This window comes from Corynebacterium sp. LaCa_23 (assembly GCF_058182375.1).
Map to the genome: position 1 here is coordinate 1,388,018 of NZ_CP190825.1, position 22,617 is coordinate 1,410,634.

20 protein-coding genes are annotated in these 22,617 nt (G+C 59.4%); 4 read left to right on the top strand and 16 right to left on the bottom strand.

The window, feature by feature from the left end; all coding sequences use genetic code 11:
* Positions 1–86: 86 nt before the first annotated feature.
* The 13 genes from ACP8IT_RS06735 to aspS all read right to left on the bottom strand — a co-directional run bounded on the left by ACP8IT_RS06735 (position 87) and on the right by aspS (position 15,221).
* Positions 87–1,193 (bottom strand): aminopeptidase P family protein, encoded by a 1,107-nt coding sequence (locus ACP8IT_RS06735; protein WP_284609429.1) that lies wholly within the window; start codon positions 1,191–1,193, stop codon positions 87–89.
* Between the two features lie 135 nt (positions 1,194–1,328).
* The gene (gene aroQ / locus ACP8IT_RS06740; protein WP_284609428.1) at positions 1,329–1,757 is read right to left on the bottom strand and encodes a type II 3-dehydroquinate dehydratase; all 429 of its coding nucleotides are present in this window, start codon (positions 1,755–1,757) and stop codon (positions 1,329–1,331) included.
* 2 nt (positions 1,758–1,759) lie between these two features.
* Positions 1,760–2,830, bottom strand: coding sequence for a 3-dehydroquinate synthase (aroB, locus tag ACP8IT_RS06745; protein WP_490289790.1), 1,071 nt, complete (start codon positions 2,828–2,830; stop codon positions 1,760–1,762).
* 63 nt (positions 2,831–2,893) lie between these two features.
* A complete protein-coding gene (locus ACP8IT_RS06750; RefSeq protein WP_126319127.1) occupies positions 2,894–3,433 on the bottom strand; it encodes a shikimate kinase in 540 nt (179 codons plus the stop codon).
* Positions 3,434–4,645: a chorismate synthase gene (gene aroC, locus ACP8IT_RS06755; RefSeq protein WP_126319129.1), complete on the bottom strand. Its 1,212-nt coding sequence runs from the start codon at positions 4,643–4,645 to the stop codon at positions 3,434–3,436. It lies immediately after the preceding gene.
* Between the two features lie 21 nt (positions 4,646–4,666).
* Positions 4,667–5,107, bottom strand: a complete 441-nt coding sequence (locus ACP8IT_RS06760; protein WP_490289791.1) for a prepilin peptidase — start codon at positions 5,105–5,107, stop codon at positions 4,667–4,669.
* 71 nt (positions 5,108–5,178) lie between these two features.
* Positions 5,179–5,997, bottom strand: coding sequence for a shikimate dehydrogenase (locus ACP8IT_RS06765; protein WP_126319133.1), 819 nt, complete (start codon positions 5,995–5,997; stop codon positions 5,179–5,181).
* Positions 5,998–6,033: 36 nt separating this feature from the next.
* On the bottom strand, positions 6,034–7,227 hold the full coding sequence (mltG, locus tag ACP8IT_RS06770; RefSeq protein ID WP_034658197.1) for an endolytic transglycosylase MltG: 1,194 nt from the start codon (positions 7,225–7,227) through the stop codon (positions 6,034–6,036).
* 37 nt (positions 7,228–7,264) lie between these two features.
* Positions 7,265–7,816, bottom strand: coding sequence for a Holliday junction resolvase RuvX (gene ruvX / locus ACP8IT_RS06775; RefSeq protein ID WP_237799514.1), 552 nt, complete (start codon positions 7,814–7,816; stop codon positions 7,265–7,267).
* 9 nt (positions 7,817–7,825) lie between these two features.
* Positions 7,826–10,510 (bottom strand): alanine--tRNA ligase, encoded by a 2,685-nt coding sequence (alaS, locus tag ACP8IT_RS06780; protein WP_237799513.1) that lies wholly within the window; start codon positions 10,508–10,510, stop codon positions 7,826–7,828.
* A 127-nt stretch (positions 10,511–10,637) separates the two neighbouring features.
* Positions 10,638–12,023, bottom strand: coding sequence for a replication-associated recombination protein A (locus ACP8IT_RS06785; protein WP_023017422.1), 1,386 nt, complete (start codon positions 12,021–12,023; stop codon positions 10,638–10,640).
* 31 nt (positions 12,024–12,054) lie between these two features.
* Positions 12,055–13,269 (bottom strand): phosphotransferase family protein, encoded by a 1,215-nt coding sequence (locus ACP8IT_RS06790; RefSeq protein WP_023017421.1) that lies wholly within the window; start codon positions 13,267–13,269, stop codon positions 12,055–12,057.
* Between the two features lie 125 nt (positions 13,270–13,394).
* On the bottom strand, positions 13,395–15,221 hold the full coding sequence (gene aspS / locus ACP8IT_RS06795) for an aspartate--tRNA ligase (RefSeq protein WP_237799512.1): 1,827 nt from the start codon (positions 15,219–15,221) through the stop codon (positions 13,395–13,397).
* A gap of 240 nt (positions 15,222–15,461) precedes the next feature.
* Here aspS and ypfJ point away from each other — a divergent pair, with 240 nt between their 5' ends.
* From ypfJ to ACP8IT_RS06815, 4 genes are all read left to right on the top strand, one after another.
* On the top strand, positions 15,462–16,343 hold the full coding sequence (ypfJ, locus tag ACP8IT_RS06800) for a KPN_02809 family neutral zinc metallopeptidase (RefSeq protein ID WP_490289792.1): 882 nt from the start codon (positions 15,462–15,464) through the stop codon (positions 16,341–16,343).
* 105 nt (positions 16,344–16,448) lie between these two features.
* Entirely contained in the window at positions 16,449–17,561 is a 1,113-nt protein-coding gene (locus ACP8IT_RS06805; protein ID WP_490289793.1) for an LLM class flavin-dependent oxidoreductase, read from the top strand.
* A 3-nt stretch (positions 17,562–17,564) separates the two neighbouring features.
* Entirely contained in the window at positions 17,565–18,233 is a 669-nt protein-coding gene (locus ACP8IT_RS06810; RefSeq protein WP_302527039.1) for an FMN reductase, read from the top strand.
* 168 nt (positions 18,234–18,401) lie between these two features.
* Entirely contained in the window at positions 18,402–19,811 is a 1,410-nt protein-coding gene (locus tag ACP8IT_RS06815) for an L-serine ammonia-lyase (RefSeq protein WP_490289794.1), read from the top strand.
* Between the two features lie 64 nt (positions 19,812–19,875).
* Here ACP8IT_RS06815 and hisS read toward each other — a convergent pair whose 3' ends face one another.
* From hisS to tpx, 3 genes are all read right to left on the bottom strand, one after another.
* Positions 19,876–21,159, bottom strand: coding sequence for a histidine--tRNA ligase (gene hisS / locus ACP8IT_RS06820; protein ID WP_490289795.1), 1,284 nt, complete (start codon positions 21,157–21,159; stop codon positions 19,876–19,878).
* A gap of 5 nt (positions 21,160–21,164) precedes the next feature.
* Positions 21,165–21,800 (bottom strand): MBL fold metallo-hydrolase, encoded by a 636-nt coding sequence (locus tag ACP8IT_RS06825; RefSeq protein WP_490289796.1) that lies wholly within the window; start codon positions 21,798–21,800, stop codon positions 21,165–21,167.
* Positions 21,801–21,968: 168 nt separating this feature from the next.
* Complete coding sequence (gene tpx / locus ACP8IT_RS06830) at positions 21,969–22,466, bottom strand: thiol peroxidase (RefSeq protein WP_005279015.1); 498 nt, start codon at positions 22,464–22,466, stop codon at positions 21,969–21,971.
* Positions 22,467–22,617 lie beyond the last annotated feature (151 nt).

Here is a 22,617-nt window from a genome sequence, read left to right on the forward strand (position 1 = left end):
TACCGGATAGCCCGCACCCGCTGGCCCACCGGTACCCCCTAAAATCTCCTCCCCGGAAAGGGAGGAGTCGCAGGGGCCAAGCCTACCTATGCGGGCAGCTCAGTAAAGTCCTTGGAGGCGGCGGTAATGATCTTCGGGGCTCCATCGGTGATAATCAGCGTATCTTCGATGCGTACGCCGCCCTTGCCCGGCACATACACGCCCGGCTCGATGGTCAGCGTCATCCCTGGCGCCAGCTCACCCTTACCGGTCGTGGCAGCAAAGGGTGCTTCGTGCACGTCCAAGCCCACGCCGTGCCCGGTGGAGTGGACGAAGTAGTCGCCGTATCCGGCGTCGGCGATAACGTTGCGGCAGGCGGCGTCGACATCGGAAAGCGAGGTGCCCGCTACCGCAGCCTCGACACCAGCCTGCTGGGCGCGCAGCACCACATCGTAGATCTCCTTGGCAAAGTCATTTGCCGTACCCACGACATAGGTGCGGGTGCAGTCAGAATTAAATCCGCGCAGGTGAGCGCCGAAGTCGATGGTGACCAAGTCCCCGTCCTCGATCACGCGGTCGTCCGCGCCGTGGTGCGGCATGGCGGAGTTCGGGCCAGAGGCCACGATGGTATCGAAGCTCACTCGCTCAGAACCCAGGATGCGCATGCGGAATTCCAGGTCGGCGGCAACTTCGCGCTCCGTACGGCCCGCCCGCAACTCGCCGGCGGAAATGAGGTCTTCCAACGCCTGGTTAGCAAGCGCCGCAATCTCCTCGAGCTTTTCTAGCTCTACCGGATCCTTCGTGATGCGGATGTCCTCGATGATTCCAGAAATCGGCACCAAGGTGACCCCATCCGGTGCGGAATCCTTCAGATCTTCCAGTTCCGATACGGACATGTAGTCGGCTTCGAAGCCGACGCGAACCGGTGTCTCATCCTTGTCGAATTGCTGCAGGAGCACCTTACCCACAGCGCGGCCCTCGACCGCCTCAAGATCCGGGACTTCCTGGGCAATCTGGGTGGTATAGCGGCCATCGGTAGCCATGAGCGCGGAGAGATCCTTGCGCAGCAAAAGCCCACCATTGGAGCCGGAGAATCCGGACAGGTACCGGACGTGGATCAAGTGGGTTACCAATACCGCATCAATGCGCTGACCGGCTAATTCCGCGGCTAGCTTCCGGCGGCGATCGCTGAAACGGGTATCTGCAAGTGCCATAAAATCATCCTTTGCGGGAACGTAGTGAAGCTTAAAAAAATTTATTCTTCCACTATAACTATTTCCGCGGCGCAGGTGGCTAGGTTCGAAGCCTTCTTTCCATCCGCGCCCGAGGGGCATGGATCTGGCCGGTGCTTATTGGCACAGATAGTCCACCGCGGCGCAGTATCCAAAGACCCCTAGGCCGGCGATGACGCCGCGGGCAATGGGGCTTAGATAAGAATGATGGCGGAATTCTTCCCGGGCATGCACGTTGGAGATATGCACCTCCACGAAACCGGCGCCATCGGCAATCTCTGCCAGGGCGTCGCGCAGGGCGACGGAGGTATGTGTCAGCCCACCTGGGTTAATGATGACTGCACTTCCGGCATCGGCGGCCTCGTGGACCTTCTCAATGAGCTCGCCTTCAAAACTAGACTGGAAAAACTCGACCTCTGCCCCGTGCTTCGCCGCACGCTCGGACACGAGCTTTTCAACATCGCTTAACGTCGTAGAACCGTATACGTCTGGTTGGCGCTTGCCCAACCTATTGAGGTTCGGGCCATTGAGAACAACGATTTTCATATCTACTCCGTGATAGCGGCATATGCCGCTTCTAGTTCTTCGCGCGTCGGACCCTCTATCCGCGTCGTCGCGCCGATTCCGGTTAGCGCCACGAAGCGGATCTTGCCGTCGCGGTTTTTCTTATCGTGGGTCATCGCCTCATATAGTTCCGCGAATTTCCCGAATTGATACGTCGTAGGCAGGCCGATATTGGTCAGGATGCTGCGGTGCAATTCCACGAGTTCCGCATCTATCAGGCCCCGCTGATGGGAAAGATGGGCAATGAACATCATGCCTACGGCTACCGCATTGCCGTGGCGCCACGCATAGTTTTCCTGCCTTTCTATGGCGTGGCCAAAGGTATGCCCATAATTGAGGGTCTCGCGCAGCCCGGCTTCCTTAAGATCCTCTCCCACCACAGCTGCCTTCACCGCGATGGAATGCTCAATCAATTCGGGCAGGACACCGCCTGGGTCAAGGCAAGCCGCTGGATTCTCCACGTAGCGCTGCACGATGACCGGATCATGAATGAACCCGGTCTTGATGATCTCAGCGGAACCAGCCACGATCTCCGCCTGCGGGAGGGTCTCTAGGCGCTCCAGATCGACGAATACAGAATCCGGCTCGTGGAAGGCGCCGACGAGGTTCTTCCCGGCCTTAGTATTGATTCCGGTTTTCCCGCCCACCGCGGCATCAACCATGGCGAGAAGGGTCGTAGGAACCTGAATGACCTTAATGCCGCGCATCCATCCGGCGGCGACAAAGCCTGCCATGTCCGTGGTTGCCCCGCCGCCTACACCAATGACGATATCGCTGCGGCTAAAGCCGGCCTCACCAAGGCGGTCCCATACGCCTCCCACCACGCTCAGTTGCTTGGCCGCCTCAGCATCCGGCACCTCGCACAAGACGGGGGTGACGCCCTGTCCTTCTACGGATTTCGCGAGCTCTTCTGCTGCGGTGCGCAGGGCCGGTTGGAAGATGATTGCTGCCTTATCAGCCCCCGTGTCCGCGCAGCGCCGCGCGATATCTTCGCTAAGACCCGCTCCAATGCGGACCTCATACGGGCTCGGTCCGTTAACGGCGATGGTAGGCATGATGGTGTCCTTTCTACGGAGCTTCAGCCTGCAGGATTGCGCGGATAGGTGTAACTGCCCCGCCTAGAGGGTTTCTAAAAAGCCCAGGATATCGCCCACGACCTGCTGCGGGGAGCGAGCATCCGTGCGCACGCGAAAATCGGCTACCTCCAGGTAAAAGGGCCTACGCGTTTCCACGATGGAACGATAATGTTCAACCGGATTATCCGCCGCTAATACCGGACGGTTGCGATCGTCAGCCGTGCGGCGCGCGCCTTCTTCTGCGGAAATATCGAGGAAGACGACGGTGTGGCGCTCCAGAAGCTCGCGCGTAGAGGCCGTCATCACCGCGCCCCCACCAAGGCTTACTACCCCGCCCTTCTGCAGGGCTTCAGCGACATGTTCGGCCTCGAGCTCGCGAAACGCCGGTTCGCCTTTCTCACTAAAGACCTCGCCGCAGGGTTTTCCCTCGGCCATTTCGATCAGGTGATCCGAATCCACCAGATCGCAATTCAGCGCATGCGAAAGCCGGCGGCCAATCGTGGACTTTCCCGCCCCGGGCGGGCCAATCAATACGACGCAAGGATGCGGTTGTCCCGTTACATCGGTTGGCGTTGTCATCATTTACTCCTGGTTAAAGGCGAGTCGCTGCGAAACGTATTCTTCATATGCAGCAATGGCGCGGGAGGTTTCGCTCAAACTATCCCCGCCAAATTTATCTAAAACTGCGCGCGCTAGCACGAGGGAGACCATGGCCTCAGCCACAACTCCTGCTGCCGGCACGGCGCAAACATCTGAGCGCTGGTGAATTGCGGTGGCATCGGCACCCGATTCCATATCGATCGTCTGCAAAGCACGCGGCACCGTGGAAATCGGTTTCATGGCGGCGCGGACCCGCAATTGCTGCCCGTTAGTCATGCCGCCTTCCAAGCCGCCGGCACGGTTGCTCAGGCGAGTCACGCCGTCCTCGGTGCGGACTATTTCATCGTGGGCTTCGGAGCCGCGCCGACGCGCCTCTTCAAAGCCATCGCCGATTTCAACGCCCTTAATCGCCTGGATGCCCATCAATGCTCCGGCCAGCTGCGCATCCAAGCGGTCATCGCCCGAGATATGTGAACCGAGGCCAATGGGGAGGCCATCGACGATTACCTCGACGATGCCGCCTAAGGTATCGCCCTGCTTCTTGGCGGCTTCAATCTCTGAAATCATCGCGGATTCGGCGTCCTTGTCAAAGGCGCGCACCGGCGAGTTGTCGATGTCCTCGATATCCGCAAAGCTCGGGGAAGCACCCACATAGGGCTGCGATGCGCCGATGGAAATCACCTGGGAGAAGACTTCAACGCCTAGCGTTTCCCGCAGGAAGTTGCGCGCTACAGTCGCGGCGGCAACGCGTGCGGCGGTTTCCCGCGCAGAAGAACGCTCCAAGATGGGGCGGGCTTCGCTGTGGTTATATTTCACCATGCCGGCGAAATCGGCGTGGCCTGGCCGCGGGCGCTGCAAGGGCGCACCCCGGCCCGAATTCATCGCCTTGGCTACGTCCTCATCGTCCATATCGATGGGATCTGCGGACATGACGGTGGTCCACTTCGGCCACTCGGTATTGCCAATCATGATGGCAATGGGGCTACCAATGGTCAGCCCATGGCGTACGCCGCCCAGCAGCGTGACCTCATCCGCTTCAAACTTCATGCGCGCACCGCGGCCATATCCAAGGCGGCGCCGCGCAAGCTGATGGGAAATATCAGCACGGGTAATGGGCACTCCGGCCGGCATGTGCTCCAGCATGGAGATCAGTGCCTGGCCGTGGGATTCACCAGCGGTAGTCCAACGAAGCATGCGGGTATTATCGCACGGCACCTATACACAGGGAATAACTAGGCACCCCAATATATTCGCCTCCCCCTCAAAGAGGGTATGCACGGCGATGACCAGCCCGGCGGCCACGAGCATCGAGGGCCCGTGGGGCACGCCGCCCTTGGCACGTACGACACCGCTTGCAAGCAACGTGAACACAGCAGCGCTACCACAAGCGATGAGGACGGCCAAGGGCCCTGCCGCAGCACCAACGAGCATGCCCAGCGGCAGGGCCAATTTAATATCTCCCCCGCCGATGCCAGCACCCCGCAGCGCCACTAGGAGGTACAGCACCGGCCAGAATAACCCGCCCCAATTAACAACAGTGACCGATAGAACCCCTGCTGGGATGGTCAGCGCATCGGGCAAGCGCCGCTCGCGAATATCCCACCAGCTCAAGGCGGCTGCCCACAGACCATAAACTATTCCCCCGAAAATACCCATGGCATAAGGCTAAGCGCCGCCTTGCCGCTCTTCATGGCAAGACGGCGCACATGGGCGTATTCCCAGCGTGGTTATAGGTTGCGCAGGCGAAGCTCTTCCTGCAGGGCCGCAACCATCTCTTCGCGCGGAGCGGTAAGGCCAGTGAATTGCTCGAATTGGCTAAATGCTTGATGCGCCAGCATGACGTGCCCGCCCACGGTGAAGTAGCCATTCGCGGCGGCGCAGGCGGCGAGCGTCGTAGGCCACGGATGATAAATCACATCGAGTACTGGGGCGTGGGCAAGCTGGAAGCGATAATCCTCTAACGCCGCCGAAGGCACGGTGGAAATAATCAAATCCGCGGAGCGGGAAAGGTCCTCGAGGTCATCGTCAAAGGTTGCATACTGCAAATTGAGCCCGAGCCGCTCGGCCAAGGGCTGGAGTTCTGCTTGGCGGTTCGAGCGGTTCAAGATGGTGACTTGGTCGATTCCGCGTTCTGCCAGAGCCCACAGCGCTGGACGGGAAGTTCCGCCCGCGCCGATGATAAGGGCCTGAGACACGGGGCGGAGCCCAATGAGTTCTTGCAGGGCGCCGCGCACGCCCTCGGTATCGGTATTATCCGCGCGCCACCCATGTTCGGTGCGCACCAAGGTATTGGCGGACCCGATAAGCTGCGCCCTATCGCTTCGTTCTTCCGCAACCTCGAGCGCGGCGAACTTACCGGGCATGGTGACAGAAAAGCCGCGGTACTCGGGGCCGCATTCTTCCAAGAATGGGACAAGGGTATCGGCCGTGACCTCAAAGCGGGTATAGGACCACTCCTTGAGCCCCACTGCGGCATACCCCGCGTTATGCAGGATAGGCGAGAGCGAGTGTGCGATGGGGCTACCGAGTACTGCGGCGCGCGGCATGGGAAAGCAACTACCTTTCTGGCTGCGGCCTAGTGCCTACTCAGCCGGTTGATCTGAGGCGGCATCGCCGTTGCCGGCACCTGCCCCTTCGCCCTCGCGCTGCGAGTCGAGGACGCCGGAGCGGATGGCATCGTCCACGCGGTCCAGGTGCTCATCGTAGGTATCAGAGAACACGGTGGTGCCGTCCTTATCCACGGTGACGAAGAACTTCCAGTTACCTTCGGCCGGTTCTTCCATGGCGCGGATTGCCTCATCAGAAGGCGAGGAAATCGGCGTATCCGGCAGGCCTTCCTTGGCGTAGGTATTCCACGGCGTCTTCTCCGCACGCGCCTCATCGGTGGTGGCAAGTTCAACGTCTTCTAGGCCGTAGTTCACGGTGGAGTCGAACTCCAGGCGCATCGGCTCATCCAAGCGGTTCAGGATAACGCGGGCAACCTTGTCGAATTCGCCGGCGGGTGCCTCACGCTCCACCAAGGAGGCAGAGGTCAAAAGCTCGTACGGCGAAAGACCAATGGCCTTGGCACGGTTTTCAATGTCGGTTTCTTCATAGCGCTTGGCAGAGCGGGTAATGAGGTCCTTCAAGATATCCTTGGCGCTCATATTCGGGTCGAGCACGTACTGACCAGGGGCAATCAGGCCCTCAATACGCTTCGGGTCATTGCCGCGCTTCTTAATGGCATCCAGTGCCCAATCGGGCGCACCGAGCTCCTTAGGATCGGTTTCCGCTGCTGCCTTCTCCAGCTCTTCCTTCTCCAAGCAATTGCCGTCATCGCAGCTAACCTGGGCGATCAAGGAGTAGATACCAAAGCGCACGTCACCGCCGACGACCTTGACATCCTCCAGGGTCGCACCACCTTGGACCTCGAGCATGTCCACGCGGTTGTTTTCATCCAGCAATGCCTCTACCGCATTCGCCGCACTCATTTCTTCTTGCAGGCGGTAGAAACCAGGTTGAATCTGGCTGGCGCTGTGGTTCATCGATGCCGCAGAGTCGAATGCCTCTTGGGTCTTGACCACATTCTTTTCCACGAGCGTGGGTCCCAGCTCGGACATGGAGGATCCTTCGGGGACCTCCACCAATTGCGTGGTGCCGTTACCGGCCCCTTCGTAGTCGGCCGAAGAAGTGCCGATGCGTACTCCGATGTAGATCAGAGCTCCTAGAATAACGATGACGGATGCGACCACCACGGCGATGCCGCGCTGGCGCCGCTTGACGTACTTATCATCCATCGATCGCCCGAGGCGTTGTTGGTTACGGCTCACGTGTTTAGTCTCCTGAGTTTGAAGGCTGGGCTACTGCATCATCCAAGCGGAGCGCGTTAGCACGCCCATCCAGCCAGGACTGTAGTATTTCCACCGCTGCAGCTTGGTCAATGATTTTTCTGCCCTTCTTTTCGGACACGCCGGACGCGCGCAGCGCGGTGGTTGCCGCTACCGTCGTCAAACGTTCATCAGCCAAGCGTACTGGTGGTGGAACTTTATCTATATTTTCATCTTGATTCAAGCGGCGTCGAATCCGAAACGCAATTTCTTTCGCGTGTTTTACACTTTTTGACCCATTTCCGTGTAAATCACGCGGCAAACCAACAATGACTTCTACCGCGGAATATGCCCCAATAAGCTCGAGAATTCGATCAATGTCTTCTTGATCGCGGTCTTTGAAGCCGGTCTTCCTGGGAACGGTTTCCACAGGGGTAGCGAGGGTGGCCTCGCGGTTGGATGCCGCGACGCCAATTCGCACTGTGCCCACGTCGAGTGCTAACCGGCGACCCTCGCCTGGGTCATCCACTCCGGGGGAATCTGGTTCAACCTTTGCCACAATGAATCCTTATCGCGACTGCAACAGATCCTTGACGGCCTCAAAGCCGCGCTGCGCACCTTCCGGCGCGGTACCAGAGCCCTGCGCCATGTCTGGCTTGCCGCCGCCGCGGCCGTTGACGTATCCGCCGAGGCGCTTGACGATGTCCCCTGCTTTCACGCCCTCGTCCACCGCCTTGCCCGTAGCGGCAGCAATGAACGGGAACTTACCCTTATCCACTGCACCGAGCACGATGACCGCGGCCGTATCCTTCATCCGGTTACGGATATCGGTGGCCACGGTGCGCAGGTCGCCGCCAGAAGTGCCATCGGGAAGCTGGAGCGTAATGGTCTTGATGCCATTGACATCGGTAGCCGAGTCGATGAATTCAGAGGCCCGCGCGGTCAGTTGCGCCTTGCGCAGGACCTCGATTTCCTTCTCGGCGGCCTTGAGGCGCTCCGAAAGCTGAGAAATGCGCTCTGGCAGTTCCTCAGACTGCACCTTCAGCTCGCGGGAAACGCCCTCTACCAGCGCGGTTTCCTTGGAGTAGTACCGGAAGGCATCCATGCCGGAGTAGGCCTCGATGCGGCGGGCACCGGAGCCCACTGAGGACTCACCCAACACGGAAACGGGTCCGATTTCTGCCGAGGAACCAACGTGGGTACCACCGCAGAGCTCGATGGAAAATGGTCCGCCGATTTCCACCACGCGCACCTGGTTGCCGTAGTTTTCACCGAACAGGGCCATGGCACCCATCGCCTTGGCCTCTTCCAGCGAGGTCTCGATGGTGTTGACGGCCATATTGGAGTCGATCGCCTGATTAGTAATCAGGGCGATTTCTTCCATTTGCTCTTGGCTCAACTGCTCGGTGTAGTTGAAGTCGAAGCGCAGGTAGCCCGGGCGGTTAAGGGAGCCTGCCTGCACTGCGGTGGGTCCCAGCACCTGCCGCAGGGCTGCGTGAATGAGGTGGGTGGCCGAGTGGGCCTGGGTTGCACCGTGGCGCCACTTCTCATCGACGGAAGCCTCAACGGACATGCCAAGGTCGAGCCCGCCGGCGGTAACGGAAGCCTTGTGTACCCACAGCTTCTTGCCAATCTTCTGGACGTCATTGACCTCCAGGAGGGATTCGCCCGCAGAAATGCGGCCGCGGTCAGCCATCTGTCCGCCGGACTCAGCGTAGAGCGGCGAGTGGTCCAAAATGACCTCAACCTCATCGCCCTCGTGTACCTCGTTGACCTTCTGGCCGTCTTTGACCAGGCCGATGACGTTCGCGCCCGAGACCAGTTCCTCATAGCCGGTGAATACGGTGGGGTTATTATCCACCCAGTCGCGGTACAAGGAGAGGTCGGTGTGACCGTGCTTCTTGGCCTGGTTATCGGCCTTGGCGCGGCGGCGCTGCTCGCCCATGGCGGCATTAAAGCCGTCCATGTCCACGTCGAGCCCGGCCTCTTGCGCCATTTCCAGGGTGAGGTCAATGGGGAAACCGTAGGTATCGTGCAGCTCAAAGGCCTTATCACCGGAGAGCACCTTTTGGGTCTTCGCGCGGTGGGTGGAGCGCAGGTCCTCCACGGCTTCATCGAAAAGCTTGGTGCCAGATTCCAGCGTCTTCAAAAACGCCTTTTCCTCATTGATGGCCACGCGGAGGATGCGCTCGCGGTTATCCGCAATCTCAGGATAAGACGGGGTCATGGTATCCATGACCGTATTCATGAAGCGCTCCATGGTAGCGCCCTCGGCCCCCAGCAGCTTTGCGGAGCGAATGATGCGGCGCAACAGGCGGCGCAAGATATAGCCCCTGCCCTCATTACCTGGGGTAACGCCATCCAAGATGAGCATCATGCCGGTGCGCGAGTGGTCAGCCACCACGCGGAAGCGGATATTATCCTGCTGCGTTGCCTTCTCGCCGTAGGTGGCGCCGGTAAGCTCCTCAGCAACGTCAATAACCGGGCGGAGCAGGTCGGTTTCGTAGACGTTGTCTACTCCCTGCAACAGGCAAGCGACGCGCTCGATGCCCAAGCCGGTGTCGATGTTTTTCTTCGGCAGCTCTCCGACGATCTCAAAATCGCCCTTTCCGGTCCCCTCACCGCGCTCATTTTGCATGAACACGAGGTTCCAGATCTCCATGTAGCGGTTATCATCCGCAATCGGGCCGCCGTCCTTGCCGTATTCGGACCCGCGATCGTAATAGATTTCCGAGCAGGGCCCACATGGTCCCGGCACGCCCATGGACCAGTAGTTATCTTCCATGCCCAGGCGCTGGATGCGCTGTTCTGGCACGCCGATCTTATCGCGCCAGATTTCCGCTGCCTCATCGTCATCGAGGTACACGGTGACCCATAGGCGCTCTGGGTCCAAGCCAAACCCGCCGTCTTCTACGTCTTTGGTCAGCAGGTTCCATGCATTGGAAATGGCGCCTTCCTTGAAGTACTGGCCAAAGGAGAAGTTACCCGCCATTTGGAAGAAGGTGTTGTGGCGGGTGGTAATGCCCACCTCCTCAATATCCAAGGTGCGCACGCACTTCTGGATAGAGGTGGCAAGGCCTTGCGAAAATGGTGGGGTCTGCTGGCCCAAGAAATAGGGCTTGAAGGGCACCATGCCCGCGTTAACGAAAAGCAGGTTAGGGTCATCCAGGATCAAAGAGGCGCTGGGGACAACCTCGTGACCAGAATTGACGAAGTGCTGGGTAAACCGTTCCCGGATCTCATGAGTCTTCACGAGCAATAATCCTAACTGTCTAAGCTTTTATCTTCCATCAAGAAGCTTTCTAACCCACCCAACTTTACCTACTGGTGGGCAGGCTGTGCCCATCGGTGGGGCCAAAACCGGCCATGCCGGTTCGCACTTAGCGGCGCTTGCCGCGAAGTATCCTGCGCAAACGGCCAATATAGTCAAAGATTCGCTTCTCAGCGCCGTGTTCGGTGGGCTCATAATATACGGTGCCCTCGAGCTCATCGGGCAGGTATTGTTGCTCCACTACCCCGCGCGGATCATCGTGGGGATAGGAATACCCCGTCGCATTTCCCAGCCGCTTGGCGCCCTCATAGTGCCCATCGCGCAGGTGCGGCGGCACGTGGCCCACCTTGCCGGCCGCGACATCGGCCTGCGCCTTAGTAATGGCAGCGATAACGGACGGCGATTTCGGCGCCGTCGCCAAGTGAATCGTTGCCTGCGCCAATGGGATGCGCGCTTCCGGCAAGCCGATCAGTTGCGCCGCCTCTGCGGCAGCGACGGCGACTTGCAAGGCCGTGGGATCTGCCATGCCAATATCTTCTGAGGCGTGAACCATCAGGCGGCGGGCGATAAACCGGGGATCCTCGCCGGCTTCCACCATGCGCGCTAGGTAGTGCAGCGCGGCATCGACATCGGAGCCGCGGATGGACTTGATGAAGGCGGAGGTCACGTCGTAGTGCTGGTCGCCGTCGCGGTCATAGCGCACCACCGCCCGATTCACGTTATCCGTAATCGTGGTCGCGGTGATCTCGCCGCCATCGTCGACTGCTTCCGCGGCCGCTTCAAGGTAGGTCAGGCTGCGCCGGGCATCACCACCAGAAAGCACGACGAGCTGGTTTAATGCCTCATCAGTAATGGTTAAGTCGCGCTCGCCTAGCCCCCGATCGCTGTCTAACGCGCGGCGCGCTACGCCTTTGAGGTCCGCCTCGCTCAGCGAGTGCAGTTGCAGTAGGAGCGAGCGGGAAAGCAACGGCGAAACGACCGAGAATGACGGGTTTTCGGTCGTCGCTGCAACGAGCAGAACCGTCCGGTTTTCCACCGCCGCCAGCAAGGCGTCCTGCTGGGTTTTGGAGAAGCGGTGCACCTCATCGATGAAAAGGACCGTTCGGCGGCCATGGATAAGCTCTTGGCGGGCGTGGGTAATGACTTCGCGCACCTGCTTCACCCCTGAATCAAGGGCGGAGAGACCAACGAAGTTTTGGCCCATCTGGCTGGCTATCAGCGAGGCAATCGTCGTCTTGCCAGTACCGGGCGGCCCATACAAAATGACCGAAGCCTCGCCGGATCCTTCGACCAAGCGGCGCAGCGGCTTGCCGGGGCCAAGGAGGTGGTCCTGGCCCACGACCTCTTCCAAAGTCTGCGGGCGCATGCGCGCGGCCAAGGGCGAACCGGAGTGCGTGGCAAAGAGATTGGCCGTGGGAAAAGACGATGCCGAGCCATCGCCTCCCATGCTGCCGCCGGCATTGGGAGAGGCGCCGAAGAGAGAATCCTGGCTCATGTGGTTTTAGCTCCCCAAAAAGGTGTAGTGATTAGTCGTCGTGGACGCGGCGGGCAACCAAGTTGCCAAACTCCGCGATGGCCGTACACGGTGCGGTCCCGCATTGGGCGGCGTAGCGCGCGAGCGCGTCAAAGGTTTCATAGAGGTCTTGGCGCACCAAAAGTTCGTCCTCATTAAAAGGCCCGCTTTCCGGCGGGCGCAGGATCGAACGCTTTGGGTCATGGACAACCTCCGCTTCCCCGCTAGCAAGTGCAACCAATCCTTCAATTCCCCCGGCGTGCATCGTGGTCACGCTCGACAAGGCCCAGCCGATGAGGGAAGCGACGATAAGCCCGTGCAATTCGTCTTCATCGGCAAAGCGCGGCCACACCTCAGATACCTCGCGCGACCATGCGGCAAGAAATATATCTGCTTCCTTATCCGTAATTGGCTTAGAAAACAAGAACTGCGGGAAGCCAGCGATAACGCACGCGACGTCAAAGCCCACGTTCCTAAAGCCCGCCCATTCATAGTCCAAGAAGTGCAGGCGCTTGGAAACGATGATGTTATCCGGCGAAAGATCGAAGGGAGTAAAGGCCCTATCCTTGCCAGAGGCGAGGGATTCCGCGGCTTGATCGGCCAAACTGCGGAAGCTTTCGGGGGCTTCAAGCCCCGCCTCATCCAGCAGATTGAGACCAATGCCGATGGAGCGATACAAGGATTGATCGCGCACGGATTGGTGATCGGCGTATTCCGGGTTATGGCGCAAGGTGCGGTTGAGCAGGGTTTCGAAATCCTGCTCGTGATCTGCGGTGCCCACGTGGATATGCCCCAATGCCGTGCCCAAGGAACGCAGGATGCGAATGCGATCCTCATCGCCGGATTCTAAGAGCACATCCGCAAGGGTCTCGGCTTCACCCAAATCCGTCAGGACAATGATGCGCCGGTCTAAATCGTGGGCGAGCAGCACGGGTCCAGGGCGCACGTCTTCTGCTAAGGCGGTGGTGAATTGGTAGGCCACGACCTCGCGCAGCATCGCTGCGTCATCCACGCCGTAGCCGGTGACCGGATTGTATTTGATGACCACAGAGCGATGCGGCAAAAATGCGCTAGGGGCAACCTTCGCGCGCAGGACTAAGGCATTGCCAGATCCGCCTAAATCCTCAATGTCTGACATTTCCGGCGTGCCACCAAAGCGGCGCGACAACATTTCCGATGCGGCACCAATGACCTCATCGGCCGAAAGCACTGTCTGTGTATCAACCATAGTTCTATCCAGTATGCCCGCCAACACAAAGCGGGGGCTACACCCTCGCCGCACAAGTGTCCGCTGCGGCGAGGGCGCGCGCCCCGCTTAACCTAAAAATGGTGTCGTGATAGCGAGCCTAAGAGCTAGTTCTCCTGCTCTGATTTCGCGGCCTTAGCCTCTTCGCCGTTCTTTTTCTTCTCCGGCTTGAAGTCCACGCCGGTCTCCTTGCGCTGTGCGGCGGGGATGGGCGCGGGGGCATCGGTAAGCGGATCCACGCCGCCACCGGACTTCGGGAAGGCAATCACGTCGCGGATGGAGTCAAAGCCGCCCAAGAGGGACACGATGCGGTCCCAGCCAAAGGCGATGCCGCCGTGTGGCGGTGCGCCGTAGGAGAAGGCGTCGAGCAAGAAGCCGAACTTCTCTTGTGCTTCCTCATCGCCGATGCCCATGACCTCAAAGACGCGCTTTTGCACATCTTCTTGGTGGATACGGATGGAACCGCCGCCGATCTCGTTGCCGTTGCAGACGATGTCGTAGGCATAGGCCGTGGCCTCGCCCGGGTTCTCGTCGAAGGAATCGATCCACTCCGGCTTCGGCGAGGTAAAGGCGTGGTGCACCGCGGTCCACTTGGAGTGGCCCAAAGCCACGTCACCGGACGCGGTGGCATCGGCAGAAGGCTCAAAGAGCGGGGCGTCAACGACCCAGGTAAAGGCCCAGTCGCCCTCCTTGATGAGGTCGAGCTTCTTGGCGATTTCACCGCGGGCCGCACCCAGCAGCGCGCGGGAAGACTTAGTATCGCCGGCGGCGAAGAAGATGGCGTCACCGGGCTTTGCGCCAACGTGCTCGGCGATGCCCTCGCGCTCCGCGTCGGTGATGTTCTTGGCCACAGGCCCGCCCAGGGTGCCGTCTTCTGCGACGGTGATGTAAGCAAGGCCCTTGGCGCCGCGCTGCTTGGCCCAGTCCTGCCATGCATCGAACTGGCGGCGCGGCTGCGAAGCACCGCCGTCCATGACTACGGCACCGACGTATTCGTTCTGGAAGACCCGGAAGGTGGTGTCCTTGAAGAACTCCGTGCACTCGACAATCTTGATGTCAAAGCGCAGGTCCGGCTTATCGGAGCCGTAGTACTTCATGGCATCGGCATAGGTCATGCGCGGGATTGGGGTCTGAATGTCGTAGCCGATGAGCTTCCACAGCTCTTTGACAATCTCTTCACCAAGCGCAATGACATCGTCTTGATCCACGAAGGACATCTCCACGTCCAATTGGGTAAATTCCGGCTGGCGGTCGGCGCGGAAGTCCTCATCGCGGTAGCACCGCGCGATCTGGTAGTAGCGTTCCATGCCGGCCACCATCAGCAGCTGCTTGAACAGCTGCGGCGACTGCGGCAGCGCGTACCAAGAGCCTGGCTTCAGGCGGGCAGGCACCAGAAAGTCGCGCGCGCCCTCTGGGGTGGAACGGGTCAAGGTAGGGGTTTCGATTTCGGCGAAATCGTGCTTATCCAGCACGTTACGGGCCGCGCGGTTGGCAGCAGAGCGCAGGCGCAGTGCCTTTGCCTGGCGCTCGCGGCGCAGATCCAAGTAGCGGTACTTCAGGCGGGTCTCCTCGCCTACCTCGCCAGAGGCGGAAGGATCATCTACCTGGAAGGGCAGCGCTGCGGATTTGTTGAGCACCTCCAGGTCGGTCACGTTGACCTCGATGTCTCCGGAAGGCAGGTTCGGGTTTTCGGAGCCTTCTGGGCGCGGCTCCACCACGCCGGTTACCTTGACGCAGTATTCCGAACGCAGGTCGTGGGCGCGCTCTGCCACATCGGATTCGCGGAAGACCACCTGGGCAATGCCGGAACGATCGCGCAAGTCGATGAAGATCACGCCGCCGTGATCACGGCGACGAGAAACCCAACCGGTTAGGGTTACGGTCTCTTCTGCCAGTTCTTTGCGGAGCTCACCGGTCAAATGGGTACGCAGCACTATAATTCAATCCCTTCTGAAATGGTGTTACTTGCGGGTCCAGCCACGCGTAAACAGCGCGCGCCCAACCAAGCACAAGACTAGGAACTTGGCCAATTCTACATCCCACCGCCACTTTCGCCCCTATTAAGCCCACTTAAGCCACCGCGCAGGCACGCGGCCCCGGCACCGCTAACCCTGCCGGAAATAAATGGGCTGCTGCGCACTGCCGCGGCCGACAAGGTGTGGCACTATCTAGACATGACCTTTAAATCTGGTGCCGATTTCGATGGCCAGCGCGCAACCTCCGGCGGTGGCGGCGGCCTCGCTATAGGCGGCGGCATCGGCTCCGTCGTGCTCGTCGGGCTCTACTTCTTATTAGGAGGAAACCCCTCCGATATTGGTGCCCTGTTGGGCAATGAACAGTCCCAATCCGGCACCCACACCGGTGCCGATGATTCCGCCTTCGATCACTGCCAAACGGCAGAAGACGGCAATAAATACGATGACTGCCGGGTCATGTTTACCGCCATGAGCGTGGATAATGTCTGGACCACCGAGCTACCCGAGCAAGCCGGCATCGAATACACCAACCCTGGCCGGGTCATTTTCAATGGCTCCACCAATTCCGGCTGCGGCACCGCATCTTCAGCCACTGGCCCGTTTTATTGCCCCGCCGATCAATCGGCGTATTTTGATACCACGTTTTTCGATTCGCTGAGCAACTATGGTGCGCACAATGCCCCGTTTGCGCAGATGTACATCGTTGCCCACGAGTTTGGCCACCACATTCAGCAGCTCGAGGGCACGCTGCAGCTATCTGACTATAACGACCCCGGTGCGGATTCGAACGCGGTAAAGATTGAGCTACAGGCAGATTGCTACGCCGGTATTTGGGCTTCCCACGCGGATAAGGGCGAGGATGCTCTGCTTGAGCCGATTTCCCAACAGCAAGTTGCGGATGCGGTCACCGCGGCACAGGCTGTGGGTGACGATAATATCCAGCGCCGTTCCACCGGGCAGGTCCAACCCGATGCGTGGACGCACGGTTCCTCCGAGCAACGCCAGCGAGCTTTCCTTGCTGGTTATAATTCCGGCCGGATGGCTGAGTGCGACACCTTGGGGCGCGGGGTCTACAGCTAACTCCCGGCCCCCTCTTTACCCCGCTGGGAATAATCTCCCTGCCCGTATTGTTGACATGTCACGTACAATGATTACAGGTACGCAGCAAGGGTAGAAAGGGACACCATGCAATTTGGCATTTTCACGGTCGGAGATGTGACCACCGATCCAACGACGGGCGAAACCCCATCAGAGGCGGAGCGAATCCGCAATATTACGGAAATCGCGCTCAAGGCAGAAGAAGTGGGCCTCGATGTCTTCGCCACAGGCGAGCACCACAACCCGCCCTTCGTTCCGTCCTCCCCGACGACCCACCTAGCCTATATCGCAGCGCAGACCGAGCGCTTGCAGCTTTCTACCTCCACGACGCTGATTACCACCAATGACCCGGTAAAGATCGCCGAAGATTACGCCTTTTTGCAACACCTTTCCGGCGGCCGGGTGGATCTGATGATGGGGCGCGGCAATACCGGCCCCGTCTACCCGTGGTTTGGCAAAGATATCCGCCAAGGCATCCCGTTGGCCGTGGAAAATTACCACTTGCTGCGCCGCCTGTGGCGGGAAAACAGCGTCAACTGGGAGGGCAAATTCCGCACCCCGTTGCAGGCGTTTACCTCTACCCCGGCGCCCCTCGATGGCATCCCGCCGTTTGTATGGCACGGCTCCATTCGTTCTACGCAGATTGCAGAACAAGCCGCCTATTACAGCGACGGGTTTTTCCACAATAATATTTTCTGGAATCAAGAACACACGGCCAAGATGGTCAACATGTACCGGCGTCGCTTTGCCTCCTATGGCCACGGCCGAGCAGACCAAGCCATCGTGGGGCTCGGCGGCCAGGTATTCATTGGCGATACTGAAGAGGAAGCCAAGAAGTTCTTCCGCCCGTACTTCGATAACGCACCCGTGTACGGGCACGGACCGAGCCTGGAGGAATTTACTGACTACACCCCGCTGACCGTGGGCACTGCAGAACAGGTTATTGAGCGCACCCTGAAATTTGCGGACTACGTGGGCGATTACCAACGCCAGCTCTTCCTCATCGATCACGCCGGGCTGCCACAAGAAGTGGTGCTCAAGCAGATAGAAATTCTTGGCACACAAGTAGTACCGGAGCTTCGTCGGCGCTTTGAGCAGCGACGACCAGAGCATGTACCCTCGGATCCGCCAACGCATGCCACGCTCAAGCAGCACCCAGATTCCCCGCACTTTCGCGTAAGCCCTGGAAAGGAGGACTAAGCAATGCGCTCTTTGGTTGTCCTCACGGCCGGGCTCTCGGAACCATCATCTACCCGGCAATTGGCTGAGACCATTGCAGAAGCCACCGAGGCGAAGATTTCCGCGCGCGGTGAAGGCGTAAACACCCACATTATTGAGGTACGCACCCTTGCTTCTGAATTGGCCACAGCCATGACCAATTGGGCGGCTCCAACGCCCCAATTGGATGAAGCAAAAGAGCTGCTTTCCACGGCCGATGGCTTTATTGCCGTCACCCCTGCCTTCCAAGGCAGCTACTCCGGGCTATTCAAAATGTTTTTTGACGTCTTGGATGCCCACGCCTTGGAGGAGCTGCCCACCATCGTGGCAGCTACGGGCGGTTCCCCGCGCCACGCGCTCATCTTGGACTATGCGCTGCGCCCCCTGTTGAATTACCTGCACGCCCACGTCGTTCCGACCGGCATTTTCCAGGCAACAGAGGATCTGGGCACCGCCGAGGGCGCGCGCATTCGCAGCCGTATCGAGCGCGCCGCAACGCAGCTTGCGGATCAGATGATCCGCCCGACGGATCGGGTCGCCGGGCTTGCCGATGTCCCCAAACCCAGCCCCCATTCCCGCCCTACCGGAATCGGAGTGGACGAGGAATTTCTGCCTTTCGAGGAAATTTTGTCCCAATACGACGGAAAGCACTAGCGCCGCAATACCTATCGCATATTCTAAAATTGATACATGTCACATATTTCTCTACGCTTGAATTTTAGAATGTTCGATCCGAATCCCCGCGCCTGAGAAAATCTCTTTTTCACGCTCTTGGACTGATAACTCTCTTGCTACGAAGAAAGGTTTCTTAAGGCTTTCACCATGACTATTAGCGTTACTGACATTTTCGCCATCGGCATTGGTCCATCCTCCTCTCACACGGTTGGGCCGATGCGCGCCGCAAAGCAATTCCTCGACTCTCTCGATTCCCATCCGGCCCGCGTGTCCGCTGAGCTGCGCGGTTCGCTGTCCGCCACCGGGCGCGGCCACGCCTCTGACCGCGCCGTCATCCTAGGACTCGCCGGCTGGGAGCCGCTGACCGTTCCCATCGATGCCGAGCCGCAAGCCGGCGGCACAATCCCCAGCGAAGGCACCATCTCTGGCCCGTCTGGCACCGTCGACTACGAAATCACCTTTGATAACGAGCCACTACCCCAGCACCCCAATGGGATGATCTTTAAGGCCTGGGACGCAGAGGGCAACATCCTTGCTGAAGACGAACAGTACTTCTCTGTCGGCGGTGGCTTCATCCTCTCCCGCAAAGAGCTCGACGCAGAGATGGCCGATAGCCACGAAGTACCCGCCGGCGTTGCCGCAGCAACCGTCGAAGATACCGTGCCTTATGAATTCACCACCGGCGAAGAACTACTCAACCAGTGCGAGGCCAACGACAAGGACATCTGGGAAATCGTCCTTGCCAATGAGGAAGTGCTCCACAAGGACGACGGCGGCGCGGATTATGTCCTGCGCCATCTGGACCTCGTATGGGACATCATGCGCGAATGCGTGACCGATGGCATTTCCACCAAGGGCTTGCTGCCGGGTGGCCTCCGCGTGCCGCGGCGCGCCCCCAAGATGTATGCGCAGCTGCTCGAGCAGAAAAATGACCCACACTCTGGCTTTTCCGCCATGGAATGGGTCAATCTCTTCGCCTTAGCGGTCAACGAGCAAAACGCTGCGGGCGGCCGCGTTATTACCGCGCCCACCAACGGCGCCTGCGGCATCATTCCCGCAGTGCTGCACTATGCGCGCGACTTCCACGGTGGCTTCTGCCGCGAATCAGCACGCCGCTACCTGCTCACCGCCGGCGCCATCGGCATGATCATCAAACAGAATGCCTCCATTTCCGGCGCCGAGGTGGGCTGCCAGGGCGAGGTCGGCTCCGCCTCGTCCATGTCCGCTGCGGGAATGGCGGCACTCCTCGGTGCTACCCCAGCCCAGGTGGAAAATGCGGCAGAGATCGCCCTTGAGCACAACCTCGGCCTCACCTGCGATCCGGTCGGCGGCCTCGTACAAATCCCGTGTATTGAGCGCAATGCCATTGGCGCGGTGAAATCCATTAACGCCGCCCGCATGGCGATGATGGGTGAAGGCACCCACCACGTCACCCTCGATAACGCCGTGCAAACCATGGCGGATACGGGTCGCGATATGCACTCCAAGTACAAGGAGACCTCCCTCGGCGGCTTGGCCAAGACGATGGGCTTTAGCGTTTCCCAGGTGGAGTGCTAATCAGCTGAACACATACAAAAAGGAGGCACCGAATTTACTCGGTGCTTCCTTTTTGATCCTGCGCTTAGCCTTCTAGATCCCGTGCCAGAATGGCAACCAGCTGCGATAGCTCTACGTCGCGCTGCTCGTGGGCGGCCAAGTCCTTCACGGCAACGGTGCCGTTTTCTAGTTCTTGATCTCCCAAGACCAAAGCAAAGCGCGCGCCCGCGCGGTCGGCACCCTTCATCGCGCCCTTAAGGCCGCGATCACCAAAGGACATGTCCGCTGCGATTCCCGCCTTCCGCAGGTCATTGATGATGCCGGTCATGCGGCGCTTGGCCGCAGCGCCCAAGGCAATGCCGTAGACATCCACGCGGGAGTCACTGCCTTCTAAGGTGATGCCCTCCGTCTCGAGGGCGAGGATGGCGCGGTCAACGCCTAAGCCATAGCCGATGCCCGAAAGATCCTGTCCGCCCAGCTGCGCCATCAACCCGTCGTAGCGGCCACCGCCGCCAATGCCGGATTGGGCACCCAGGCCATCGTGGACGAATTCAAAGCAGGTCTTGGTGTAGTAGTCCAAGCCGCGCACCATGCGCGGGTTAATTTCGTAGGCAACGCCCATATCATCCAGCATGCCCGTCACGGTCTCAAAGTGCTCGCGGCACTCGGCGTTGAGGTAGTCGAGCATCAAGGGGGCATCGGCAAGCTGCTCCTGCATTTCCGGGCGCTTATCATCCAAGACGCGCAAAGGATTGATCTCCGCGCGGCGGCGGGTCTCCTCATCCAAGTCCAGCTTAAACAAGAATTCCTGCAGCTTTTCGCGGTAGGCGGGCCGGCAATTGCGGTCGCCCAGGCTGGTCAATTCCAGGCGGAACCCGGAAAGCCCCAGGGTCCTATAGGAGCGATCCGCCAAGGCGATGACCTCCGCATCCAGTGCTGGATCGTCGACGCCAATGGCCTCCACGCCAACCTGCTGAAGCTGGCGGTAGCGGCCTGCCTGCGGGCGCTCATAGCGGAAGAACGGGCCGCTGTAGTTCAGCTTTACCGGGAGCTGACCGCGGTCCAAATTGTGTTGAATGACCGAGCGCATCACACCCGCAGTTCCCTCCGGGCGCAAGGTCACAGAGCGATCGCCGCGATCTGCAAAGGTGTACATCTCCTTAGAGACCACGTCGGTAGATTCACCCACGCCGCGGGCAAAGAGCGCGGTATCTTCAAAAATGGGCAATTCAATGTGCTGAAAGCCGGAAAGATGCGCCTGTTCCACCATGGTCTGGCGGACCTTATAAAAAGTCGCAGACTCTGGTGGGTAATAATCTGGCACACCCTTCGGTGCGGACAGTGCCTGGAACCGCTTCTCTTCGCTCATGGTCACTAGACTACCCCATGGGATTTCCGCAGGAACGGGTTGGTCGCCCTCTCCTGACGCATGGTCGAGGTTGGCCCGTGGCCGGGAAGAATGTCCAGCTTATCGTCCAAATCCCACACCGGGCCCGCCAGTGAATCCAGCATGGCCTGGGCATTAGAATCCGGCAGATCGACGCGCCCCATTCCCCCGGCAAAAAGGACGTCCCCGGTAAGGGCAAAAGTATCCGAAATGATCAATACGCACCCAGGCGAATGCCCAGGGGCGTGCTGAAGAGTAAATGCATGCCCGATTAGCTCCAGTTCTTCACCACCGTGGAGTTCGCAGAGATCGGAAATGGGCACCATTCTCGAAGCTTGGAATAACTCCTGTGCCTGGGCGGAAACACCCTCCCCAGAATCCAACATGAACTTATCTGCGGGATGAATATAAACGGGGATATCAAGCTCCTGGGCCAAGTCCCCGGCCTCGCGGGTGTGGTCGATGTGCCCGTGTGTGAGCACAATGGCTTCATAGTCATAGTCGTGCGCTAGGACCTGCGACATGGAATCCATGCCTGGATCCACGATGAAGGCGCGCTTTCCCTCCGCCACGATATAGCTATTCGTGCGAAATGGGCCCGCGGTAAATCCTTGAATCTCCATGCTTTAAGTCTAACGAGACCAACATCCATAGCGCTCCCCGAACGCAACACCCCTCTGACTTCAAGGCCCTACGAGCATGCAAAAAGCACCCAGCCTTCACCCCACAGCCACGGTGGGTTATGGGGAAAAGCTGGGTGCTGGTTTTATTTAACCTGCTAGCTTCAAGCTTTATTGCAGGGCGGCAAGAGCCTTCTCGTAGTCCGGCTCGGTGGTTACCTCTGGCACCAATTCGTTGTAGATAACCTTGTGGTCAGCGTCGGTGACCACAACGGAGCGTGCCAATAGGCCCTTGAGCGGGGAGCCTTGCAGGGTCACGCCGAACTTCTCACCAAAATCGGAGCGGAAATCGGACGCGGTTTCTACGTTCTCAATACCCTCTGCGGCGCAGAAACGATCCAGCGCGAAGGGCAGGTCGCGGGAGACAGACAAGACAACGGTGTTGTCCAAGCCCGCAGCCTTTTCATTAAAGGTGCGCAGCTGCTGCTGGCACACGCCGGTATCGATGGAAGGAAAAATCGAGATAACGAGGCGCTTGCCCTCGAAATCCTTATTGGTGACCTCAGAAAGGTCGGTGCCAACAAGGGTGAACTCTGGGATGGACTCCCCTACTGCGGGAAGTTCACCAGCGGTTTGGGTAGGTTCGTCAGAAAATTTAACTTCAGCCATGGCCCCGAGCGTACTGATACTTTTGCTTCGCCGCTATAGCTCACCGTTTATTGCTCAACCCAATCCCCGAGCCAAGTCAGCCCCGTGTCCGCAAAGCCGCTAAAATCGTCCAAGTTGAGACACGTCACCGATAATCGCTAGAAAGGTTGTC

Coding starts and splice junctions, on each gene's coding strand:
- ACP8IT_RS06805 (WP_490289793.1), top strand. CDS start 16,449: ATGCAATTTGGCATTTTCACGGTCGGAGATGTGACCACCGATCCAACG.
- ACP8IT_RS06765 (WP_126319133.1), bottom strand. CDS start 5,997: ATGCCGCGCGCCGCAGTACTCGGTAGCCCCATCGCACACTCGCTCTCG.
- ACP8IT_RS06750 (WP_126319127.1), bottom strand. CDS start 3,433: ATGATGACAACGCCAACCGATGTAACGGGACAACCGCATCCTTGCGTC.
- ACP8IT_RS06760 (WP_490289791.1), bottom strand. CDS start 5,107: ATGGGTATTTTCGGGGGAATAGTTTATGGTCTGTGGGCAGCCGCCTTG.
- aroC (WP_126319129.1), bottom strand. CDS start 4,645: ATGCTTCGTTGGACTACCGCTGGTGAATCCCACGGCCAGGCACTGATC.
- ACP8IT_RS06785 (WP_023017422.1), bottom strand. CDS start 12,023: ATGAGCCAGGATTCTCTCTTCGGCGCCTCTCCCAATGCCGGCGGCAGC.
- ACP8IT_RS06810 (WP_302527039.1), top strand. CDS start 17,565: ATGCGCTCTTTGGTTGTCCTCACGGCCGGGCTCTCGGAACCATCATCT.
- aroQ (WP_284609428.1), bottom strand. CDS start 1,757: ATGAAAATCGTTGTTCTCAATGGCCCGAACCTCAATAGGTTGGGCAAG.
- ypfJ (WP_490289792.1), top strand. CDS start 15,462: ATGACCTTTAAATCTGGTGCCGATTTCGATGGCCAGCGCGCAACCTCC.
- ACP8IT_RS06815 (WP_490289794.1), top strand. CDS start 18,402: ATGACTATTAGCGTTACTGACATTTTCGCCATCGGCATTGGTCCATCC.
- ACP8IT_RS06735 (WP_284609429.1), bottom strand. CDS start 1,193: ATGGCACTTGCAGATACCCGTTTCAGCGATCGCCGCCGGAAGCTAGCC.
- ACP8IT_RS06790 (WP_023017421.1), bottom strand. CDS start 13,269: ATGGTTGATACACAGACAGTGCTTTCGGCCGATGAGGTCATTGGTGCC.
- tpx (WP_005279015.1), bottom strand. CDS start 22,466: ATGGCTGAAGTTAAATTTTCTGACGAACCTACCCAAACCGCTGGTGAA.
- aroB (WP_490289790.1), bottom strand. CDS start 2,830: ATGCCTACCATCGCCGTTAACGGACCGAGCCCGTATGAGGTCCGCATT.
- mltG (WP_034658197.1), bottom strand. CDS start 7,227: ATGGATGATAAGTACGTCAAGCGGCGCCAGCGCGGCATCGCCGTGGTG.
- ACP8IT_RS06825 (WP_490289796.1), bottom strand. CDS start 21,800: ATGGAGATTCAAGGATTTACCGCGGGCCCATTTCGCACGAATAGCTAT.
- hisS (WP_490289795.1), bottom strand. CDS start 21,159: ATGAGCGAAGAGAAGCGGTTCCAGGCACTGTCCGCACCGAAGGGTGTG.